The sequence below is a fragment of the Paractinoplanes polyasparticus genome, from assembly GCF_019710575.1.
Lineage (GTDB): Bacteria > Actinomycetota > Actinomycetes > Mycobacteriales > Micromonosporaceae > Actinoplanes > Actinoplanes polyasparticus.
In genome coordinates this window covers 26,191-45,769 of sequence record NZ_JAHWFK010000031.1, presented here as the reverse complement: position 1 = coordinate 45,769, position 19,579 = coordinate 26,191, and the positions used below count along the sequence as shown (strand labels likewise).

Here is a 19,579-nt window from a genome sequence, read left to right as displayed (position 1 = left end):
CGGTGACCGTGAGTCTAGGGGCTGTTCCGGGGCGGGGCGGAAGGCAGAGAGACAACCATGGTGAGACCGCCGCCGGGGGTCTGATCGGGTGTGAGGGTGCCGCCCATCGCCTCGGTGAGTCCGCGCGAGAGGGCCAGTCCGAGCCCGGCGCCGGTGTGGTTGTCGCGGTCCCCGAGGCGCTGAAACGGCAGGAAGACGTCGTCCCAGCGGTCCTCGGGAATGCCGGGGCCGTGGTCGATGACGCGTTCGAGCAGCCCGGGGTCGGCGTGCAGGTAGGGCAGGTCGTCGGGGATGTGCAGCTGGACCGCGCGTCCCGGCGGGCCGAGGTCGTCCAGGGCACGGGGCACGATCTCCTCCGCGCCGACGTCGACGGCTTCGACGCCGAGGGCGCCCGCCTGCAGCCGGCTCATGTCGAGCAGGTTGGTGATCAGCCGGATGAGCCGGTCGAGGGAGACGTCGGCAGTCTCGAGCAGGACGAGGTCGTCGTCCGCCTTGACCTCGGCGTCCGCATCCGCCGATCGGGTGCAGACCGGATGGCCGACCGCGGTCAGGGCGGGCAGCCCGGCGAGAACGGTCAGGAAGCCGGCGATGCGCCGGCTGCGCGACAGGGCCGCGGGCGCGCGGCGACGACGGCCCTGCCCGGCGCGCTCATGGGTCACCAGGTGCACGTCGATCGACCGGACAGCGCGGTGGTGGTGACCCCGACACCGGCCGAGAAGATCTGCGCGAACCGGCCGCGGCTGGACGCGCCGAGGACGATCTGCGTCGCGTTCACCGCGCGGGCGAAATCCAGCAGCGCCCGGGGCACGTCGGAGCCGACGACCTGGTGATACGAATCGCTGAGGCTTTCCACCAGGACGCGCTGGCGGGCCAGGGCAGCCGGGTCGGCGGATCAGGGTGTCGCCCTCGGGGCCGCCGGTCAGGGCGACGACCACCCGTTCGCGGGTCTCCCAGGTCGCGTTGATCTTGTTGTCGGCCGGTACCGGTCGAGCTGCTCCTCGACCTTGTCGGCGAGCCACAGCAGAGCCAGTTCCCGCAGAGCGGTCAGATTTCCCGTACGGAAGTAGTTGCCGAGCGCCGCGTCGATCTTCTCGGGCTGGTAGATGTTGCCGTGCGCCATCCGCCGGCACAGCGCCTCCGGGGTCATGTCGACCAGCTCGACCTGCTCGGCCGCGCGCACCAGGGCGTCCGGGACGGTTTCGCGCTGCTCGACGCCGGTGATCTGCGCGACGACGTCGTTGAGCGATTCCAGGTGCTGGACGTTGACCGTGGTCAGCACCGAGATGCCGGCCTCGAGCAGTTCCTGCACGTCCTGCCACCGCTTGGCGTTGCGGGCGCCGGGCACGTCGGTGTGGGCGAACTCGTCCACCACGGCCAGTTCCGGCCGGCGGACCAGCACCGCGTCGAGGTCCATCTCGGTGAAGCCGGCGCCCCGGTAGCGCATCTCGGCGCGGGGCACGACCTCGAGATCGCCGATCATCGCCTGGGTGTGTCTGCGACCGTGGGTCTCCACGAACGCGATGACCACGTCGGTGCCGCGTTCGGCGCGCCGGTGCGCCTCCTCGAGCATCGTGCAGGTCTTGCCGACGCCCGGGGCGGCGCCGAGGAAGATGCGCAGTTCTCCGCGAGCCATGTCGGCGCCGCCTCCCTTCCTGCTTGCCGTCGAGTCCTACGTGCCGTCGAGCGCGAGGTTGAGTTCCAGGACGTTGACCGCGGGCTCGCCGAGGAAGCCGAGCGCCCGCCCGGAAGTTGCCGAGCGTGGCTGAACGCTCACTGCCGCTCGACCGCCCGGATCAGCACGGTCAGGTGATCGGGGTGGCGCTGGTCATGCGCGTTCACGCACCGGCAGCGCTCCGGGCTTAGATTTTGACGCGATATTAACGCCGGGCCCAGGGCCGGAAAGCTCCGGCCGAGCGACCCTGGTCCGGTGAATGAGCAACCGGCTCCGGTCGAGGCGCCGCCCGAGTACGGCGTACCCGCGGTGATGGCTTCCCCGGCCCACGAGACGCCACCCTCGAAGGGCCTGCCCGGCTGGCTGCTGCGCCATCGGGTGCAACCGGTCGGACCCGCAGCCGGCGAGGGACACACCGAACAGCACTCGTGGTGGAAGGTGATGTGCCTGACCGGAGTGGACTACTTCTCCAGCCTGGCCTACGTGCCGGCGATCGCCGTCGCCGCGGCCGGGGCGGTCTCTCCCTTGGCCACCCTGCTGATCGTCGCGCTCACCCTGTTCGGCGTCCTGCCGATGTATCGCCGGGTCGCCCGGGAGAGCCCCCACGGCGCCGGCTCGGTCGCGATGCTGGAGCGGCTGCTGCCGTTCTGGCAGGGCAAACTGTTCGTCCTGGTGCTGCTCGGCTTCGTCGCCACGTCGTGGCTCATCACGATCACCCTGTCGGCCGCGGACGCCAGCGTGCACGTGGTGGAGAACCCGTTCTTCCCGTCGTTCCTGCACGGCCACGAGGTCGCGCTGACCGTCGGGCTGCTCCTGCTGCTCGGCTTCGTCTTCCTGCTCGGCTTCAGCGAGGCCGTCAGCGTCGCGATCCCCCTGGTGGCGATCTTCCTCGGGCTCAACGCGCTGGTCATCGGCGACGGCCTCGTCCACGTCATCACCGACGGCGCCGCCTGGTCGGCCTGGACCTCCGCGCTCGGCGACGTGGGCGGAGGCGTCGGTGGACTGCTCCAGCCCGCCGTGGTGGCGTTCCCCCTGCTCGTGCTCGGCCTGTCCGGCTTCGAGACCGGGGTCAGCATGATGCCGCTGGTCGCCGCCTCGGGCGCCGACGCCGGGCAGCGACTGGAGAACCGCATCCGCAACAGCCGCAAGTTGCTCACCACGGCCGCGCTCATCATGAGCGTCTACCTGCTCGCGGCCAGCTTCGTCACCACCGTCCTCATCCCGGCCGAGGAATTCGAGCCGGGCGGCGAAGCCAGCGGCCGGGCCCTTGCCTGGCTGGCGCACGAGCAGCTGGGCGAGGCGGTCGGCACCGCCTACGACATCAGCACCATCCTGATCCTGTGGTTCGCCGGCGCGTCGGCCATGGCCGGCCTGGTCAACATCGTGCCCCGCTACCTGCCCGGGTACGGCATGGCACCGGAGTGGGGCCGCGCCGTACGCCCGGTGGTGCTCGTCTACACCACGATCAGCGTCATCATCACCATCGCGTTCGGCGCCGACGTCAACGCCCAGGCCGGCGCCTACGCCACCGGCATCCTCGCGATGATGGTCTCCGGCGCTTTCGCCGTCACCGTCTGGGCCTTGCGCAAACGCCGGCGCGGCGCCACATCCGGATTTGCGCTGCTCACGCTCATCCTCGGCTATGCGCTGGTCGAGAACATCATCGAGAAGCCGGACGGCATCGCCATCTCCGGCCTGTTCATCGCCGGCATCGTCGCCGTCTCACTGATCTCCCGGGTCAGCCGCACCACCGAGCTCCGCGTGGACAGCATCGAGTTCGACGAGACCGCCCGCCGGTTCATCACCGAATCCATCGAACTCGACGGCGCCCTCGACCTCGTCGCCCACCGCCGCCAGACCGGCGACGCCGCCGAATACCAGTTCAAGGAACGCGAACAGCGCGGCGACAACCCGGTCCCCGGTGCCAACGACATCCTGTTCCTGGAGGTCGACGTGATAGACCCCTCCGCCTTCAGCGACAGCCTGGTCGTCCGCGGCGTCGACGTCGACGGCTACCGAATCCTGCGCACCGAAGCGCCGGCAGCGCCGAACGCCATCGCCGCGATCCTGCTCTCCCTGCGCGACGCCACCGGCGTACGCCCGCACTGCTACTTCGCCTGGGCCGAAGGCAGCCCCCTGGTACACATGATCCGCTACTTCCTCCTCGGCCGCGGCGACACCGCCCCCGTCACCCGCGAAATCATCCGCAGACACGAACCCGACCAGACCCGCCGCCCCGGCATCCACGTCGGGTCCTGATCCTCACGGCAGTCACTCGGCGGACAATGTGATCGCCGATGTCGGTGTGGACCCGGCGGAGCGCGTTCTGCGTGGGGACGCGTCGCGGCGCTCGAGCCGGTCCTCCGCTGTCTACACCGATCCGGTCACCCTCGACGGGTTCGCGATGCGGCTCACCGCAATGGTCGGACGGGCCGCGGCAACCCACCGGGCTCTCGAGCGCACGGGTGTCGCAGTTCTGCACGTCGCCGTGCGCGTCGAACCAGACGATGCCCGGGTCCGTGCCCGCGCGCTGAAGCCCCGCCACGATTCCCAGTCCGACGAGACAGTCGCCCGTCACGACCACCAGCGGGGTACCTCCGTCGGGGCGGTGAACGACGGCCCCGTCCAGCAGTTGCCGTTTCTGAGCGTTCCTCGCGTCGACTTGTCATAGCCTGAGAGGTATTGCGCTGATATGGGGGCGCGCCTATCGGCGGGACAGAGGTTGTCATGGCGCTGATCTTGATCACTTCGCTGTTCGTGTTCATCCTGTCGTGGGTGTCGTGGCGGTATCTCCGGCGCCGGGATCCGTTGCTGCGTGACGTCATGTGGATGTTCGCGTCGGTCGCGATGCTGTTCGTGGTGGGGCTCGTCCGCCTGTTCGTGGGTGCGCCACCGCGGCCGGTGATGATCCTCGCCATCGGGTTGTTACTGGCGAAACCGGTGTTCACGTTGCGGTTGGTCAGCCGGCTGCGCCCGTTGCGCTCCTGGTGCCTGCCCGTGGCGGTGACGGTATGGGCGCTGAGCGCCTTACCGGTGCTGGCGTCGGCGGCACGGCCGATTCCACGACCGGCGGTCTGGCCGGCGGTGATCGTGTTCTTCGTCGTGGAGGCCGTCGCGGCGTGGCTGCTCGCCGTCGAAGCTCAGCGACGTGGTGGCGCGGCACGGGCCCGGTTGTGGTGTGCGGCCACCGGGACCGGTGTCATCGGCGCAGCGCTGCTGATCTCCGCTACCGGCGCAGCGCTGGGATCGCGAGTGCTCGCCGTGATCTCCGGCGTGCTGTATACGTTCGCCTTCGTTCCGCCGCGGGGAGTCCGCCGAATGTGGGCGCTCAGCGCCACCCATGCGCCGATGCGCCGGTTGCTGGCCATGCCGGCCAACGAGTCGGCGCGGACGTGGCAGAGCTACTGCCGGGACGCCACCGCGGTGCTGGGCTCGGACACGGTGGTGATCCTGATGCCGGTGCCGGATCGGTCCGTGCAGGTGGCGGGTTGCACCGCCGGGCCGGTCAGCATGATCGAGTGCACGACAACAGACCTGGACGAACTCCTGGCCGCCGATCGCCCGATCGACGCGCTGGCGGGCTGGACGCGTCCGCCGGCGGTGGCGGTGACGTTCGCTCAGGCCACTGACACCCGGTTCGTGACCGCTAGGCCGGTGGACGCGCCGGGCGGGCGCGGCGCGCTGCTGCTGCTCAACCGGTACCGCAGCCTGTTCTCCGAGGACGACGTCGAGGCTTTCACCGAACTCGCCGGTCACGCCGCAGCGCTGGCCGGGCGGGCGCAGACGCTGGCGGAACGCGAGAGCCTCGCCGCGATCGTCGATTCATCGCACGACGCGATCATCGGTAAGACGCTCAGCGGGGTGATCACTAGTTGGAATCCAGGGGCCGAACAGCTCTACGGCTACCGGCGTGACCAGGTTCTCGGCCGGCACGCGTCCATGCTGTTCCCGCCCGGGCAGGAACAGGCGGAGCAACAGCTGATGCAACGCATCACCGCCGGCGAGAACATCGACCAGTACCGCGTTTCGCGCCGCCGCCAGGACGGGACCACGATCACCGTTTCGCTGACCCTGTCACCGATCACCGACGCCACCGGCGCAGTTACCGGAGTCGCGTCGATCTCCCGCGACATCAGCGAACGACAGCGCGCCGAAACGATGTTCGAAGGACTGCTGGAAGCCGCCCCGGACGCGATCATCGGCGTCACCCGCGACGGCACCATCACGCTGATCAACGCGCAGGCCGAACGGCTTTTCGGCTATCCCCGCGAAGAACTGCTCGGCCGGTCGGTCGACGTCCTCGTCCCCGAACGGTTACGCCACACCCACGTGCAACACCGCGACGGCTACTTCGCTCATCCCCGCAACCGGCCGATGGGCGCCGGAGCGGCGCTGACCGCGGTGCGCAAGGACGGCACCGAGTTTCCCGCCGAAATCAGCCTGTCCTCGGTCGACACCGACAAGGGCATGATCGTGACGACGTCCATTCGTGACGTCACCGAGCGCCTGATCGCCCAGACCGAACGGGAACGGCTGATCGCCCAGGCCGAACGTGACGCCAGCGAACGCCGCCTGCAACATGCCCGCAGGCTGGAAAGCCTCGGTGAGCTCGCCGGCGGCGTGGCCCACGACTTCAACAACATCCTCGCCGTGATCAGCAACTACACCGAAATGGTCCTGGACACTCTCGACAGCCCCGACCTCGACCCCGCCGACCTGGCCGAGGTCCGCAACGATCTGGGCCAGGTCAACCGAGCCGCCGAACGCGCCACCCGGCTGACCAAGCAACTGCTGGCCTTCGGCCGGCGCGACATCACCCAGGCCACCGTGCTCAGCCTGAACCACGTCATCGGCGACGTCGAGCAGATGCTGCGCCGCTCGCTCGGTGAGCACATCCACCTGATCACGAGCCTCGACCGAGAGCTCTGGCAGATCCACGCCGACGCCAGCCAACTCGAACAGATCCTGCTCAACCTGGCCGTCAACGCCCGCGACGCCATGCCCAGCGGCGGCACCCTGTCCATCGACACCAGTAATGCCGACATCACCGACGACGACAGCACCGGCGGCACCCTGCCCGCCGGCCGGTACGTACGCCTACGCGTCAGCGACACCGGCAGCGGCATGCCACCGGAAGTCATCGAACGGGCCTTCGAACCGTTCTACACCACCAAACCGAAGGGTTCCGGCACCGGCCTCGGTCTGGCCACCGTCTACGGCATCGCCAGCGCCGCGGGTGGCGATGTGCGCCTGTACTCCGAAGCCGGCATCGGCACCACCGTCACCATTCTCCTGCCCGCCGTAGAGATCTCAACCGACGCCGGCACCGTGCCGGCGGCCCTGCCCGTCGCCGAGGCCACCACCGGAACGCCACCCCACGAGACCATCCTCATGGCCGAGGACGAAGACGACCTGCGCCAGATCACCGCCCGCGTCCTGACCCGCGCCGGCTACCACGTGCTCGCCGCCACCGGCGGCGACGAGGCCATCCACCTCGCCCAGACCCACCCCGGCCCGATTCACCTGCTGCTCACCGACGTCATCATGCCCAGGATGATGGGCAACGAAGTCGCCGCCCAGGTCAAACAGCGCCGCCCCGGCATACCCGTGCTCTACATGTCCGGATACGCCGAGCCCGTGCTCACCGAGAACGGAACCCTGCCCGACGGCGTCATCCTTGTCGAGAAGCCCTTCACCAGCCGCGAACTGCTCGACCGCGTCCGCGCCGTCCTGTATCCCGTGGGCGCATCACCAGTCGGGCGCCCAGCCCTGAAACAACCCAGCTCCAGCCCATGACGAACCCCGTCACGCCCCGAGGGGGCCCTCCGCCGGTCAGAATGGCTGGCGCTGGGTTACTCGTGACACGGGCGGGGTAAGGGGCCCGCCATGAACCCGTTGGAGCCCGGAACAAGCGAGGCCATCAACGCGGTCGATCTTCCACTGAGCGCGCCGGACCCGGGCGGACTGGCACAGAACTTCACCGCCGAGGAACTCGCATCTCTGCGGCGCGCGGTGCACGACAGCGCCCGTGCCTGCGGGCTCGCCGGCGACGCGCTCGACGACTTCGTCGTCGCGGTTCACGAACTCGCCACCAACGCGGTGCGCCACGGCGGTGGCCGCGGCCGCATCGACCTGCGCCGCGACGGTGACACCCTGCTCTGCGACATCATCGACCACGGACCCGGCTTCCCCGGCGGCGTCCCCACACCCGCGGGCCTACCGTCACCGCAGACGCCCGGTGGGCGCGGCCTCTGGCTGGCCCAGCACCTCACCGACACCCTGTTGATCACCGACAGCCCCGGCGGGGTGACCGTCTCCGTCACCGCCTGCCTCCCCGCCCCCGCACCCAGCGGCCTGCCGGCCCCTATCCTGGCGGACGAATGGGGGCAGGCACAGGTCGAGATTTCGCCCGGCGTGCTCGTCCAAGCCACCACCAACCCCACTCGAGCACCACATCCCGTGACTGCCACCGAGCCGGACACTGCGAAGAACGCGCCGGAAGCGACCGGACCCCGCGAAGCATGACGGCAGCGGCGCGCCGCCCGGGTCAGAACGAGCTGAAGCTGTCCACTTCGATCAAGGTGAGCACCTCGGTACGCACGGCCGGGCATTCCGCCTTGGTCGCCGCGTCCAATACAGCGCCGTTCTCCGGCTTGCCGTGGGCTTCGAAGAAGGTGGCCAGTTTGCCGGCCAGGTTGGCGTGCCGCCCGACCGGGCTGCCGATCTCCTTCAGAGCCGGGATCTCGCCCTTCAGGTAGGCGCAGACGTCCGTCGCCGAATAGGAGCCGCCGGCCGCCGCGGGCGGCTCGCGGTTTGCCCGGGTTGCTTCGTCGCCGCTCGAGGTGTCGGCTGAAGCGCAGCCGGACAGCACGGCGGTACCGATGATCATGCTGAGGAATGCTGCGAGGCGCCGGTGAGAGGTCATCGCGTGCTGATCCTGTCTAAGTGAGCGGTGATCAGCCAAAGTCCGGCCGGCAGCCGGTAGCCGGCACCGGCGGTACGGAACCGTTCGAGCAGGCGGGCCACCCCGTCCCGGGCTTGCTTCTGGGTGGGGGGTTCGACGTCCCGGTAGGCGTTGCCGGCGGGACTGATCTCGATGAGCCATTCGGTGACCGCTTCCGGGTCGTCCGGGGCGTCGAGCGTGACGTCGTGCGGTTGGATGTCGATGTCGGTGAAGCCGGCAGCGGCGAGCAGCCGAGTTGTCCGGGCCGCGTCAGCGAATGCGAAGGGCCCGGGGTCGTCGCCGATCGGCAGCGGCGGCAACGGTCCCAGATGTGCCGCCGCACCGAGCAACGCAGTCGGCAGCCAAGGGTTTGCCCGGCCGTCGCGGAACACTGTCGCGGCCAAGCGGCCGCCGGCACGCAGGGACCGCCGGATTGTGGTCAGGCCGGCGACGGGGTCGGCGAGCAGCATCAACGTCATGCGGGAATAGACGGCGTCGAACGGCGCCCCGGGCACGGCATCGAGCGTCTCGACGTCGCCGGTGACGAATCGCGGTCCCGCGGCACCCGGCACGGTGAATCGGTTCCGTGCCGTCGCCACCATGGCCTCGGCGAGATCGAGGCCGACCGCGTGGCCCGACGGGGCGACGGCCCGCGCGATCTGGGCGGTGGTGCCGCCACACCCGCAGCCGACGTCCAGCACCCGTTCACCGGGCTGGGGCTGCAGCCGCTCGAGTGCCACGGCGCCCAGAGGCCGGCCGATCTCGTCGTGCCGGTCGGCTTGATGGGCCCAGCCCGGCGCCGTCCGGGCCCAGAATTCGGCGTTGCGGGCGCGCAGCGTGGCGGTGTCGGTCATCAGAACGGCATCTCGGCGCCGTCGACGCTCGCGGACCGGAAGGTGGCGGCCTTCGCCGGGTCGAAGCCGTCCTCCTGGGCGGCCAGCCCGGCCGCCCGGACCAGGCGTTCGGACTGAAAGGTGCGGAACGCGGCCTCGTCGACCCAGATGTTGATGATCCGCCAGCCCTCGTCGGACGGGCCGGCCACGTGGGCCAGCAGGCCCGGCGGCCGGTCCGGGCCGAGGTGCTTCTCCACCTGCCGGTATTCCTGTTCGCTGACTGCGGGCATGTCTTGCACGACGCCGTACGGCATGGCTGTCCCCTGAAAGTCGAGTCGATAGAGTGAAGCTCTATCGAATAGTGGACTACGCTGTCCACGTGGCTGTCAACCGCCGTTACGTGTCGCCCCGCCGTCAGGAGCAGGCCCGGCAGACGCGGAGGGCGATCCTCGACGCGGCAGCCAAACTGTTCGTGGACCCGGGTTACGCGGCGACGCCGCTGACCACCGTCGCCGCCGAGGCCGGCGTTGCCGTGCAGACTGTGTACGCAGTGTTCGGCAGCAAGCGCCAGCTGCTTTCGGAGCTCGTCGATGTCACTCTGGTCGGCGACGACGAGCGGCTGGCGATGGCAGAGCGGTCGTTTGTCGCCGACATTCGGGCCCTGAACGGGCTGCGGCCGAAGCTCGCCCGGTACGCCCGGCATCTCGCCGAGACCCATGCGCGACAAGTGCACATGATATTGGCGCTGGCCAGCGCGGCAACAGCCGATGCCGACGCTGCGGCGATCTGGCGCAAGAACATCGAGGACCGTCGCCGCGGCATGGCGATGTTCGCCGCCGATCTGGCGGCCACCGGCGAGGTTCGGGTGAGCCTGGAACGAGCCGCTGACGTGCTATGGCTCGCGCAGGACATCCGCAACTACGACTGGCTGGTACGCGAGCGCGGGTGGCCGGTCGAGCGGTTCGAGCGGTGGTTCGTGGACGGCGTCGCCGCCGTCCTCGGCGCGCCGGACTGACCCGTCTTCCACACCGCGACCCGGCAGATCAATTGGCAGCAACCTCGCTTTGATCAACCGTCGAGCCTCACGGGACCGACGAGACCCCAGCAAGCGCGCCTGATCAGTAGGTCAGCGGCGACGGTTCATCGTGAGCTTCGATCCGATTCGGACCTGCTGTCCATTTCTCGTGCTTGTTTGACCATGAGGTCGATCCGCCGATTCCGGCGTGCCTGCGTAACGGCGGACACAATGCCCCCGAAAATACACACGCCTACCGCCCAGATCCAGGAGCCGAAGCTCCAATCTCGCACCACCGCAAAGACGCTGACAACAGCGATCGAACCCATAGCGATCAGCGCGTCAGTCCAAGGCGACTTCGCGGCACCGGTGCTCATTGCCATACCGTTTTCCCCACGAGAAGGCAGCTGACCTGCCCGGGTATCAGAGAGCCAAGATCATGAACCCGGTTCACGTCGGAGTCAAATTGCGATCCGGCTCCCCCGCCTTTGTGGCTGGCAAAGTGATTATGTGCGCCGATTCGGGTCCCCCGACCGATTTGCCGAAGTCGGCTGCCAGGAAACCGCGCTCCGCATCAGAGGGGATGACGAAGAGAACGGGCGCCGGATTCGGGCCGCAGTCGGCATTGCCGGGCTCGGGGGGCGCGCCCGGCACAGCAACGATGCCGCACCGGAGATGTACCCGATTCGCACCTGGGTGCGGTGATCGTGTAGCAGTGGAGACTTCGCGCGAGGCACGTGGGTGGTTGCTGTGGCTGGTACCCGCGGTCGCCGCAGTGGGCGGCTATCTCCTGCTTCCCGCCGACTCCGTGGCGCGCAGTGTCGCGTACGACGTGATCGGCTTGGTCTCGGCGCTGATGATCGCGGTCGCGGTGCGTCGGCGCCGCCCGTCACAGCCTGCGTTGTGGTGGTGGATGGCGGCCGGACAGGCAGTCTGGGTGCTCGGCGACGTCCTCTACAGCGTGTACGACAAGGTCTTTCACGTCGCACCGTTCCCGTCGCCGGCTGATGTGTTCTATCTGGCGTCGTATCCGCTGACGTTGGCCGGACTGGCGATGGTGGTGCGTACGCGGCGGCGGGCCTTCGACAGCGCAGGCCTGCTCGACGCGGGCATCGTCGTGACCGGGCTGGGCCTGCTGTCGTGGACCTTCCTGATCCGCCCGGTGCTGGACGACGCGGCGACGCCGCTGACCACCCGGCTGGTGGCCGTCGCCTACCCGGTCGCCGACGTCCTGATCCTGGGGATGCTGGCGTGGCTGCTGACGACCAGCGCGGTCCGCACGGCCAGCTTCCGGTTCCTGGTCACCGCCGTCGTCCTGCTGCTGATCTCCGACGTGGCCTACGGCGTGGCCACCACCCTGTTCACCTACTCCCCGTCCGTGCTGGACGCGGGCTGGCTGCTGTCCTACGTCCTCTGGGCGGCCGCTGCCTGGCATCCGTCCATGCGCCGCCTCGGCGAACCCGGCGAAGCTCCCGCCATATCCCGCGGCCGGCAGCTGGCGCTCGGTGTGACCATGCTGATCACTCCCGGCCTGCTGGTGGCGCAGGGCGTCACCGGCGACGGCCAGGTCGACTGGTTGGCCGCGGCAATCGGCGGAGTGATCCTGTGTCTGTTGTCGCTGGCGCGCTACACCGGTCTCGTCCGGAGTTTGCAGCGGCAGAGTTCCCGGCTCGCCGAGATGGCGTTGCACGACGACGTGACCGGCCTGAGCAACCGCCGGGCGCTCGAGCAGCGGCTGACCCACCTCCTGACCGAGCCGGGCCGCCACCCGCACCTGGTGGTGATCGACCTGGACGGGTTCGACCAGGTCGACAACCGTTACGGACGCGCGATCGGCGACGCGCTGCTCGTCGCGGTCGCGGATCGGCTCGGCACGTACGAGCCGGCCGGCATGCTGACCCGCATCGGCGGCAACGAGTTCGCCCTGTTGCTCGATCCCACCGATCAGCCCGCCGGCCGGCAGGCCGACGTGGAGACGATCGTGGCTCCGTTGCGACAGCTGCTCGCGGAGCCGTTCTCGGTTGCCGGCCATGCTCTGCTGGTGCAGGCCAGCATCGGAGTGGCCGGCTTCGCGGTCGCCGAGCCCACGGCAATGAACCCGGTCGAGCTCCTGCGCCGGGCCGACGTGGCGGTCCACGCGGCACGTCAGCACGGAACCGGCGGTGTGATGGCCTACCACCCGCAGCTGGATGAGAAGGCCGACGAGCAGGCGCGGATCGGGGCGGCGCTCCGTGCCGGGCTCGACACGGAGCAGTTCACGGTCTTCTACCAGCCGATCGTCGACCTCGCCGACGACCGGCTGGTCGCCGTGGAGGCGCTGGTGCGGTGGCAGCATCCGATCTGGGGTGTCGTCGGTCCGGACAGCTTCATCCCGGTCGCCGAGGCCAACGGGCTGATCGTCGAACTCGGTGGCTGGGTCCTGCAGCAGGCCTGCGCGCAGGCGGTGCGGTGGGACGCCGATCTGGCCGACGCCGCCCCCGGCCGCATCAGCGTCAACGTCTCGGCCCGGCAACTGGCGGAACCCGGATTCGCGCAGACCGTCGCCGCGGTTCTCACACGGACCGGGCTGGCCGCGCACCGGCTCACCCTCGAGGTCACCGAGACCGCGGTGTTCGGCGGCGGCCAGGCTCTGGGCACTCTGTGGGCGGTGCACGACCTGGGGGTACGGGTGGCGTTGGACGACTTCGGCACCGGGCACTCCTCGCTGGGACTGCTGCGGGACTGCCCGGTCGACGTCCTGAAGATCGACAAGAGCTTCGTCGGCGAGCTCACCGACGGCGACCGGGACAGCGTGATCGTCGCCGGCTTGATCCCGATCATCGAAGGGCTCGGGCTGGACGCGGTCGCCGAAGGCGTCGAGCATGCGGCACAGGCGGCGCAGCTACGCCGGTACGGCTATCGCCTTGCTCAGGGCTACCTGTTCGGCCGGCCGATGGCCGCCGACGACATGCACCGGCACCTGACCCACCAACGTGTCGCGCGACGACGGCTGGATCCGGCCGCGGCATAGCCGCGACTCAGTCGGCGGGCGGTGCCGGCCGCAGCGTGTCGTCACGGCTTCAGGACGATCTTCTCGCAGTTGTCCTGCTTGTTCTTGAAGATGTCGAAGCCGTGTTCGGCTTCGTCGAGTGGCAGGGTGTGGGTGATGATGCGGGTCGGGTCGATCTCGCCGCGTTCGATGCGCTGCAGCAGGGGCTTCATGTAGCGCTGGACGTGGCATTGGCCGGTGCGCAGGGTCAGTGACCGGTTCATCCAGGCGCCTGCGCCGGGCGCTGCGGGAATTCCTTGCGGTTCCTCACCGAAGTACTTCGCGACCGCCTTGCCGACCGCACCGCCCGGGATGTCGTACACCAGCACGACGTGGACCTCGGTGCTCTCCCCGTCCGGGGCGGGCACGAACCGGACCGTACCGGCGTAGGGCACGTCGGCGTTTGCGGTCGAGCGCCACCCGAGCTTCTCGCCCGGCGTCTCATCGATGATCTCCGCGTCCCACTCAACGTTCTTGCCGAACGGAGCGGCAGCCGACCAGTGACTCGTCCGGTCACCGGTGGAGCGGACCTGCTCGAGATGCGCCATGAACCGCCCACCGGCATTGCGGTGCTGGGCGTGACGGAGTCAAGTCGACTCATGGGGGCAAGCCGGTCCGGACGCGACCATCGGGAACGGCTCGACCCGGCGAGGAGAAGCGATGAGACTGACCACCTACCTGCGCCACCCTTGGACGGCCGTGCTTGCCCGGTGGGGACGGATCCCCGGAATCCGCACGGCCAAGGTGACGTTCGCCGCCGTGCTGGCCTACGTCGCCGCCGATCTGCTGAACACCACCGCGTCGCCGATCCTGGCGCCGCTGACCGCCATCCTGGTGGTGCAGCTGACCGTGTACCAGACGGTCGCCGAAGGACTGCAGCGCGTCCTGAGCGTGCTTGCCGGCGTCCTGGTCGCGGTCGGTCTCGCCGCCGTCGCCGGGCTGAGCTGGTGGAGCCTCGGCGTCGTGGTGGGCGTGAGCCTCGTACTCGGGCAGCTCCTCCGCCTGGGTCCACACACGCTGGAGGTGCCGATCAGCGCGATGCTCGTCCTTGCCGTCGGCGGCGCCGCGGCGCCACAGGCGGCGGCCGGCCGGGTGTACGAGACGCTCATCGGCGCGGCGATGGGCATCGCGGTGAACTTCGCGATCGTGCCGCCCGTCCACGTCGAATCCGCCGGATCGGCGGTCGCCGGCCTGGCCACCCGCCTCGGGGATTTCTTACGATCCCTGGCCACGCAACTGCGCGCCGGCTGGTCGCGCCAGGACGCGCAGGACTGGCTCACGGCGGCCCGAGGCCTGAGCGCATCGGTGCTGGAGGCCGGCCACTCGCTGGTCCGGGCCGAGCAGAGCGCCGTGCTCAACCCGCGCGGGGCCGAGGTCCGGATGGCGCAACCACGCTTGCGCACGGCCCTCACCGCCATCGAATACTGCACCATCGTCGTCCGCACTCTGTGCCGGGAGATTTTCGACCGTACGTTCTATCTGCCGCCGGAGCTGGAGGCCGAGGCCTATCCCCCCGCCGCCCGCCTGGCTCTCGCCGACGTGCTGGACGTCGCCGCCGCGGCCTTGGACGGGGTGGCGACCGTCGCGGCGGGCGGTGAGCCGGTGGACATCACCCGTGCCCGCGTGGCCGAGCTACTGAACGAGCTGTACCAGCGGCGTGAGGTGCTGGGCCGGCTGCTGCTGGTCGACCCGCACGCCGATGCGGCGGCCTGGCAGCAACACGGCGCGCTGCTCACCGCCGTGGACCGGCTGCGGGTCGAGATCGAGGCGGCGGTACGTCCAGCCGCCCAGCCGTGGCGCCCGCCGTCGCTGACGAAGGGGCCACGCCGCGCGGCGCGGCGCGTCGTCGGTGCCGCCGAGCAGACCCTGCCGCTGGTCACCAACCGTTCCCGGCAAGTGGTCCGGCGGATGATGAACGTCGCCGCGGAGGCCGCGACGGATGCGGCAGCGCAATTGGCCAACCCCGATCCCCGGGCTCCACGTTTCCCCAGCCAGAGAGCGGCTCCGAACCCTCAGGCCGAGCAGGCGGCCGCCGATGCCGCCGCGGCCGCCCTCCGGGCCGCCGCCGACTCACTGGCCGAGGAGGACACTGCGCAGCCCGTGCCACGGCCGGGCGGCACCGAGCCGGATCCCGAGCAGGATCGACCCGGCTGATGGCCGCGGGATCTGCTCATAGCGACCGGGCACCGGCTTGTGCTGTCGTTGCCGATGTGGCGGCGGTGACCCGGTTGCGGCCGTCATGCTTCGACCGGTACAGCGCCTCGTCCGCCCGGGCGACGAGTTGCTCCGGGATCTCCCGGCCGTCCCACAATGCGACACCGGCTGAGAAGCTCTGGCCGTTCGGAGTAGCCGCCCGCATCCGGTTGAGAACGGCGATCGCCGTCTCCAGGGACTGGCCGACCAGCACTACCCCGAATTCCTCGCCGCCATAGCGGGCCAGCAGGTCCGCGGTACGCAGCTGGTCGCGCCAGGCGGCCGCGGCCTCCTTGAGCAGCCGGTCGCCGGCTGGGTGCCCGTGGGTGTCGTTGAACCGCTTGAAGTGGTCGATGTCGATCAGCGCGACGGCGACCGGATCGCCGCTGCGGACCGCCTTGGCCATCTCCCGGCTGAGCTCGAGGTCCCAGGCACGGCGATTCGGCACCCCGGTGAGCGCGTCGTTGTGGGCGAGCGCGCGCAGCTGGGCCGCTTGGTCCTGGACGCGCGAGATCAGGCCGGCCATCCGTGCGAGCACGAGAAGGAACAGCACGACCGAGCTGACCGCGATCGCCGCCCAGTCGATGCTGGCCGGAGTGGTCAGACCCTGCACAGTCAGGACAACGGGGGCCAGCAGTGAAGCGACCGCCAGCAAGGTGAGTCGACCCGTGGTGAACCGTTCCGTCCGGTCCGGCGCGATCTCCGACAGCGCTCGCATCGACGGATGCAGGGCCGCGGCGCCGAACAGCACGTACATGCCGATCCAGCCGGCGTCGAGGATGCCGTCGCTGTAGGTGGTGAACATGTTCACCACCGCGTAGCCGATGTCGCTGACCAACTCGGCGACGAGCCCGGCGATCACCAGGCGGTAACTGACCGTACGAGCGCCCGGCGTGGTGCTCAACCGCACCACCATGATCAGCAGCAACAGGTCTCCCGCCGGGTACGCGAGCGAGGCCAGCCGCTCGAGCACGCTGAGGGACTCGTCGACGGCGATCGGCCGCATCAGGAACGACCAGCACAACAGCGACAGGCTGGTGGAGACGATGGCCGCGTCGAGCAGGCCGGCCCGGTCGCGACCGGAGATACGGCCCTTGATCAGCTGGAATGCGCCGATGGCCAGCATCGGATAGGCCAGCAGGTAGAGCCCGTCGGCCGGGGCCGGGAAGGTCTGCCAGTCCCAGACGAAGAACTGCACCTGATAGACGACGTCGCCGGCCGCCCACAGGGCCAGCGCCGCGGCGAACCAGTACCACGGTCCGGACCGGCGCGGCCGGTTGCGACGGACCCCGATCACGATGGCAGCCGCCGAGGCGAACCCGATGACGTTGTAGAGTCCCCAGGCCCACGGATTGTCCGACGGAAGAGCCAGATAAACGGCACCGAAAAAGCCACCGGACAGAAGCCACCACTGCCACAACGGCCGCCCACGAAGAAGCATCACGCCGCTGCCATCGACGGCCGAGACCACGGCTTGAGGCTGCGTGCGCATGGGCTGGCTCACACGGCCCGCGCTACCGCCCCTTTTCGTCCAGTCCCGGAAGCGATCTAAGCTGCGGGCGTGACCGACAGTGAAACCGGCGGTATGGGCTTGAGTGACGTGTTGCTCCAGGTGGAGAAGGCGGCGCCGGTTGATGCGGTGGCGGCGGTGACCCGCCGGGTCGGGGCACACCTCGGCGCACTGTGGGTGTCGTTCCTGGTCGCTGATATGAGTGGGCGGGCGCTGGTACGGCTGTCGTACGACCCGATCGGCGCCGTCGCCGAAGGGCGTCAGCAGGACCGGGACGTGGCGATGATGCTTCCCTTCGACGGCGGGCCGCAGGAGCAGGCCCTGCGGACACAGAACGTGCTGATCGAGGAGTCCGACGGCGTCTTCGTGGTGCGAGCGCCGGTGACGCAACGAGGCGAAGCCGTCGGGCTGCTGGAGGTGGCCCTGCCGACGGCGCCGCCGCAGACAGCCGTACACGCCGTGTCCCAGGCGGCGCACACGCTGGCGTTCGTCATCATCGCCAACCGGCGGCACACCGATCTGTTCGAATGGGGCCAGCGCACCACTCCGTTCACCCTTGCTGCCGAGATCCAACGACGGCTGCTGCCCCCGGCGTTCACCTGCGAAGCCGACTCCTTCACCCTGGCCGCCTGGCTGGAACCGGCCGCCAACATCGGCGGCGACACCTTCGACTACAGCCTGGCCCGCGATCTGCTGCATCTGAGCATCACCGACGCCGTCGGCCACGGCGTGCAAAGTGCCCTGACCGCGACCCTGTGCGTCGGTAGCCTGCGCAACACCCGCCGCCGCGGCGGCACCCTGCTCGACCAGGCCGAGGCCGCGAACGACGCCCTGCTCGACAACGCGCCGAACGGGTCCACCTTCGCCACCGGGCTGCTCGGTCGCCTCGATCTCAACACCGGAGTTCTTGCCGTCGTCAACGCCGGACATCCCGTCCCGTTGTTGATCCGGGACGCGATCGCCCGGCCGATGGCCTTACCCGCCAACCGGCCGTTCGGGGTGTTACGTCATCGGGCCTATCGGGAGTCCGCGATCGTGCTCCGGCCCGGTGACCGGTTGGTGCTGGTCACCGACGGCATGCTGGAACGTGGCGCGGCCGAGATCGATCTGCCGGCGCGGCTGCAGGACCTCAGTGGACTGCACGCCCGTGAAGTCGTACGCGTGCTCAGCGACCTCGTCCTCGAGGTCTCCGGCCCCGTCCTGCCCGATGACGCCTGCCTGCTGGTGCTCGATTGGCACGGCCGCCACGGCGACACCCGCGACACCGACGCCGGCGCCGACCCCCACCGCGCCAGCACACCGATCTCTTAGCAGACATCCCGCGCCTACGGCCGTCGGTGGACGGCGAGGACGGTGATGTCATCGGCCGACTGCTCGGGTCCTACTCCGCACATGACGTCCGTACACACCGTCTCCCGGCCTCCGGCGCGCACGTGGCTGGTGAGCGAAGCGACGGCAGGTGCCCGACAGCGCACCGTCACCCTCGGGGCGCCGGTTCACTCAGGCGCCGCCGCTGCCTCGGTGAGCGCCGCGAGCACGCAGGCGACGGCCGGCGGGTCGGGCGGGTCGCCGTACGTCGCGGCGTTGATCCGGCGGCGGCACCCGGGGATCTCGGTGGCGTGCACGTCCGGCCGGTGATGGGCCCGGAGCGCGAGACCGGGCTGGGTGGCCACGCCGATGCCGGCGGCGACGAGGGACTGCACGACGACGATGTCGTCGCTGTGCGCGGTGATCCGCGGAGTGAAGCCCTCGCGCCGGCACGCGGCGCGCAGCTCCGCTTCGCACCGGTCACACCCGCCGATCCAGGCGGAGGCACTGTGGTTCGTGAGCCGGTCGCCGGGTTGCCGGCTGAGCAGGTTGAGCGAGTCGTCGCCGATGTGCAGCAGGCGGACGCCCTCCTCCTCGACGGGAGCGTCGGCGTACCCGAACACGAGCGCGACATCAACTTCGCCGTGCCGCAGCATCTGCAACGCCTCGACCGGGTGCCGCTCGATCGGGCTCAGCTCGATTCCCGGGTACGCCTGGGCGAGCGCGGCGGCAGCCGCCGGCACGATCGTGCTCAACGTCGACGCGTTGGCGGCCAGCCGGACGCGCCCCGCATGCAGGCCGACCTGCGCGGCGAGCTCGTTGGTCGCGGCGTCCACCCGGCCCACGATCTCGGCGGCCCGGTGGGCCAGGAGCCGTCCCTCCGGCGTCAGCCGGATCCCACGGCCGACCCGCTGGATGAGCTTGGCGCCGGTGGCGGCCTCCAGCCGGGCCAGGTGGTGACTCACCGATGGCTGGGAGTAGTGCAGCTCCCGCGCCGCCTCGGTCACCGACCCGTGCCGGGCCACTGCGGCCAGCACCTTGAGGTGAACGAGGTTCAGCACTGATTGAAGATACCAA

The 19,579-nt window shown here is 69.9% G+C and carries 14 protein-coding genes and 2 pseudogenes; 7 read left to right on the top strand and 9 right to left on the bottom strand.

From position 1 onward, the window contains the following. Window positions 1–14 precede the first annotated feature (14 nt). Window positions 15–1,633, bottom strand: a pseudogene (locus KXC43_RS52420) (ATP-binding protein). 36 nt (window positions 1,634–1,669) lie between these two features. Further along, a pseudogene (locus KXC43_RS27190) lies at window positions 1,670–1,750 on the bottom strand (potassium-transporting ATPase subunit C); the annotation flags it as partial. A gap of 234 nt (window positions 1,751–1,984) precedes the next feature. Between KXC43_RS27190 and KXC43_RS27185 the strand changes: the two are divergent. Beyond that, complete coding sequence (locus tag KXC43_RS27185; RefSeq protein ID WP_221379279.1) at window positions 1,985–3,931, top strand: APC family permease; 1,947 nt, start codon at window positions 1,985–1,987, stop codon at window positions 3,929–3,931. Here KXC43_RS27185 and KXC43_RS27180 read toward each other — a convergent pair. Then, on the bottom strand, window positions 3,873–4,217 hold the full coding sequence (locus KXC43_RS27180; RefSeq protein ID WP_308129296.1) for a hypothetical protein: 345 nt from the start codon (window positions 4,215–4,217) through the stop codon (window positions 3,873–3,875). The genes KXC43_RS27185 and KXC43_RS27180 overlap by 59 nt on opposite strands. 182 nt (window positions 4,218–4,399) lie before the next feature. On the opposite strand from KXC43_RS27180, the gene KXC43_RS27175 reads away from it, so the two are divergent. Both KXC43_RS27175 and KXC43_RS27170 read left to right on the top strand, forming a co-directional pair. Beyond that, window positions 4,400–7,468, top strand: coding sequence for a hybrid sensor histidine kinase/response regulator (locus tag KXC43_RS27175; protein WP_255644914.1), 3,069 nt, complete (start codon window positions 4,400–4,402; stop codon window positions 7,466–7,468). A gap of 90 nt (window positions 7,469–7,558) precedes the next feature. Then, window positions 7,559–8,197 (top strand): ATP-binding protein, encoded by a 639-nt coding sequence (locus KXC43_RS27170; protein WP_221378994.1) that lies wholly within the window; start codon window positions 7,559–7,561, stop codon window positions 8,195–8,197. A 22-nt stretch (window positions 8,198–8,219) separates the two neighbouring features. On the opposite strand, the gene KXC43_RS27165 is transcribed toward KXC43_RS27170, so the two are convergent. The 3 genes from KXC43_RS27165 to KXC43_RS27155 are packed head-to-tail and all read right to left on the bottom strand — an operon-like array spanning window position 8,220 to window position 9,762. Beyond that, window positions 8,220–8,561: a hypothetical protein gene (locus KXC43_RS27165; RefSeq protein ID WP_221378993.1), complete on the bottom strand. Its 342-nt coding sequence runs from the start codon at window positions 8,559–8,561 to the stop codon at window positions 8,220–8,222. A gap of 32 nt (window positions 8,562–8,593) precedes the next feature. Next, entirely contained in the window at window positions 8,594–9,469 is an 876-nt protein-coding gene (locus tag KXC43_RS27160; RefSeq protein WP_221378992.1) for a methyltransferase domain-containing protein, read from the bottom strand. Further along, window positions 9,469–9,762: a hypothetical protein gene (locus KXC43_RS27155; RefSeq protein ID WP_221378991.1), complete on the bottom strand. Its 294-nt coding sequence runs from the start codon at window positions 9,760–9,762 to the stop codon at window positions 9,469–9,471. The genes KXC43_RS27160 and KXC43_RS27155 overlap by 1 nt, the downstream gene beginning before the upstream one ends. A 65-nt stretch (window positions 9,763–9,827) precedes the next feature. On the opposite strand from KXC43_RS27155, the gene KXC43_RS27150 reads away from it, so the two are divergent. After that, window positions 9,828–10,463, top strand: a complete 636-nt coding sequence (locus KXC43_RS27150; RefSeq protein WP_308129278.1) for a TetR/AcrR family transcriptional regulator — start codon at window positions 9,828–9,830, stop codon at window positions 10,461–10,463. Window positions 10,464–11,178: 715 nt separating this feature from the next. Further along, window positions 11,179–13,473 carry a putative bifunctional diguanylate cyclase/phosphodiesterase gene (locus KXC43_RS27145; protein ID WP_308129277.1) on the top strand — a complete coding sequence of 765 codons (2,295 nt, stop codon included), beginning with the start codon at window positions 11,179–11,181 and terminating at the stop codon, window positions 13,471–13,473. 41 nt (window positions 13,474–13,514) lie between these two features. On the opposite strand, the gene KXC43_RS51310 is transcribed toward KXC43_RS27145, so the two are convergent. After that, a complete protein-coding gene (locus KXC43_RS51310; RefSeq protein WP_255644913.1) occupies window positions 13,515–14,039 on the bottom strand; it encodes an SRPBCC family protein in 525 nt (174 codons plus the stop codon). A gap of 112 nt (window positions 14,040–14,151) precedes the next feature. On the opposite strand from KXC43_RS51310, the gene KXC43_RS27135 reads away from it, so the two are divergent. Next, window positions 14,152–15,645: an FUSC family protein gene (locus KXC43_RS27135; RefSeq protein ID WP_221378989.1), complete on the top strand. Its 1,494-nt coding sequence runs from the start codon at window positions 14,152–14,154 to the stop codon at window positions 15,643–15,645. Window positions 15,646–15,661: 16 nt separating this feature from the next. Here the strand turns inward: KXC43_RS27135 and KXC43_RS27130 are convergent, their stop codons facing one another. Next, window positions 15,662–17,176 (bottom strand): GGDEF domain-containing protein, encoded by a 1,515-nt coding sequence (locus tag KXC43_RS27130; protein WP_221378988.1) that lies wholly within the window; start codon window positions 17,174–17,176, stop codon window positions 15,662–15,664. 69 nt (window positions 17,177–17,245) lie between these two features. On the opposite strand from KXC43_RS27130, the gene KXC43_RS27125 reads away from it, so the two are divergent. Then, complete coding sequence (locus tag KXC43_RS27125; protein ID WP_308129276.1) at window positions 17,246–18,505, top strand: PP2C family protein-serine/threonine phosphatase; 1,260 nt, start codon at window positions 17,246–17,248, stop codon at window positions 18,503–18,505. 185 nt (window positions 18,506–18,690) lie between these two features. Here KXC43_RS27125 and KXC43_RS27120 read toward each other — a convergent pair whose 3' ends face one another. After that, window positions 18,691–19,563 (bottom strand): LysR family transcriptional regulator, encoded by an 873-nt coding sequence (locus tag KXC43_RS27120; protein ID WP_221378987.1) that lies wholly within the window; start codon window positions 19,561–19,563, stop codon window positions 18,691–18,693. Between the last annotated feature and the right edge of the window lie 16 nt (window positions 19,564–19,579).

Excerpts from the sequence above, each read along its gene's own strand:
- KXC43_RS27185 (WP_221379279.1), top strand. The coding sequence starts at position 1,985 with ATGGCTTCCCCGGCCCACGAGACGCCACCCTCGAAGGGCCTGCCCGGC.
- KXC43_RS27175 (WP_255644914.1), top strand. The coding sequence starts at position 4,400 with ATGGCGCTGATCTTGATCACTTCGCTGTTCGTGTTCATCCTGTCGTGG.
- KXC43_RS27170 (WP_221378994.1), top strand. The coding sequence starts at position 7,559 with ATGAACCCGTTGGAGCCCGGAACAAGCGAGGCCATCAACGCGGTCGAT.
- KXC43_RS27165 (WP_221378993.1), bottom strand. The coding sequence starts at position 8,561 with ATGATCATCGGTACCGCCGTGCTGTCCGGCTGCGCTTCAGCCGACACC.
- KXC43_RS27160 (WP_221378992.1), bottom strand. The coding sequence starts at position 9,469 with ATGACCGACACCGCCACGCTGCGCGCCCGCAACGCCGAATTCTGGGCC.
- KXC43_RS27155 (WP_221378991.1), bottom strand. The coding sequence starts at position 9,762 with ATGCCGTACGGCGTCGTGCAAGACATGCCCGCAGTCAGCGAACAGGAA.
- KXC43_RS51310 (WP_255644913.1), bottom strand. The coding sequence starts at position 14,039 with ATGGCGCATCTCGAGCAGGTCCGCTCCACCGGTGACCGGACGAGTCAC.
- KXC43_RS27135 (WP_221378989.1), top strand. The coding sequence starts at position 14,152 with ATGAGACTGACCACCTACCTGCGCCACCCTTGGACGGCCGTGCTTGCC.
- KXC43_RS27130 (WP_221378988.1), bottom strand. The coding sequence starts at position 17,176 with ATGCGCACGCAGCCTCAAGCCGTGGTCTCGGCCGTCGATGGCAGCGGC.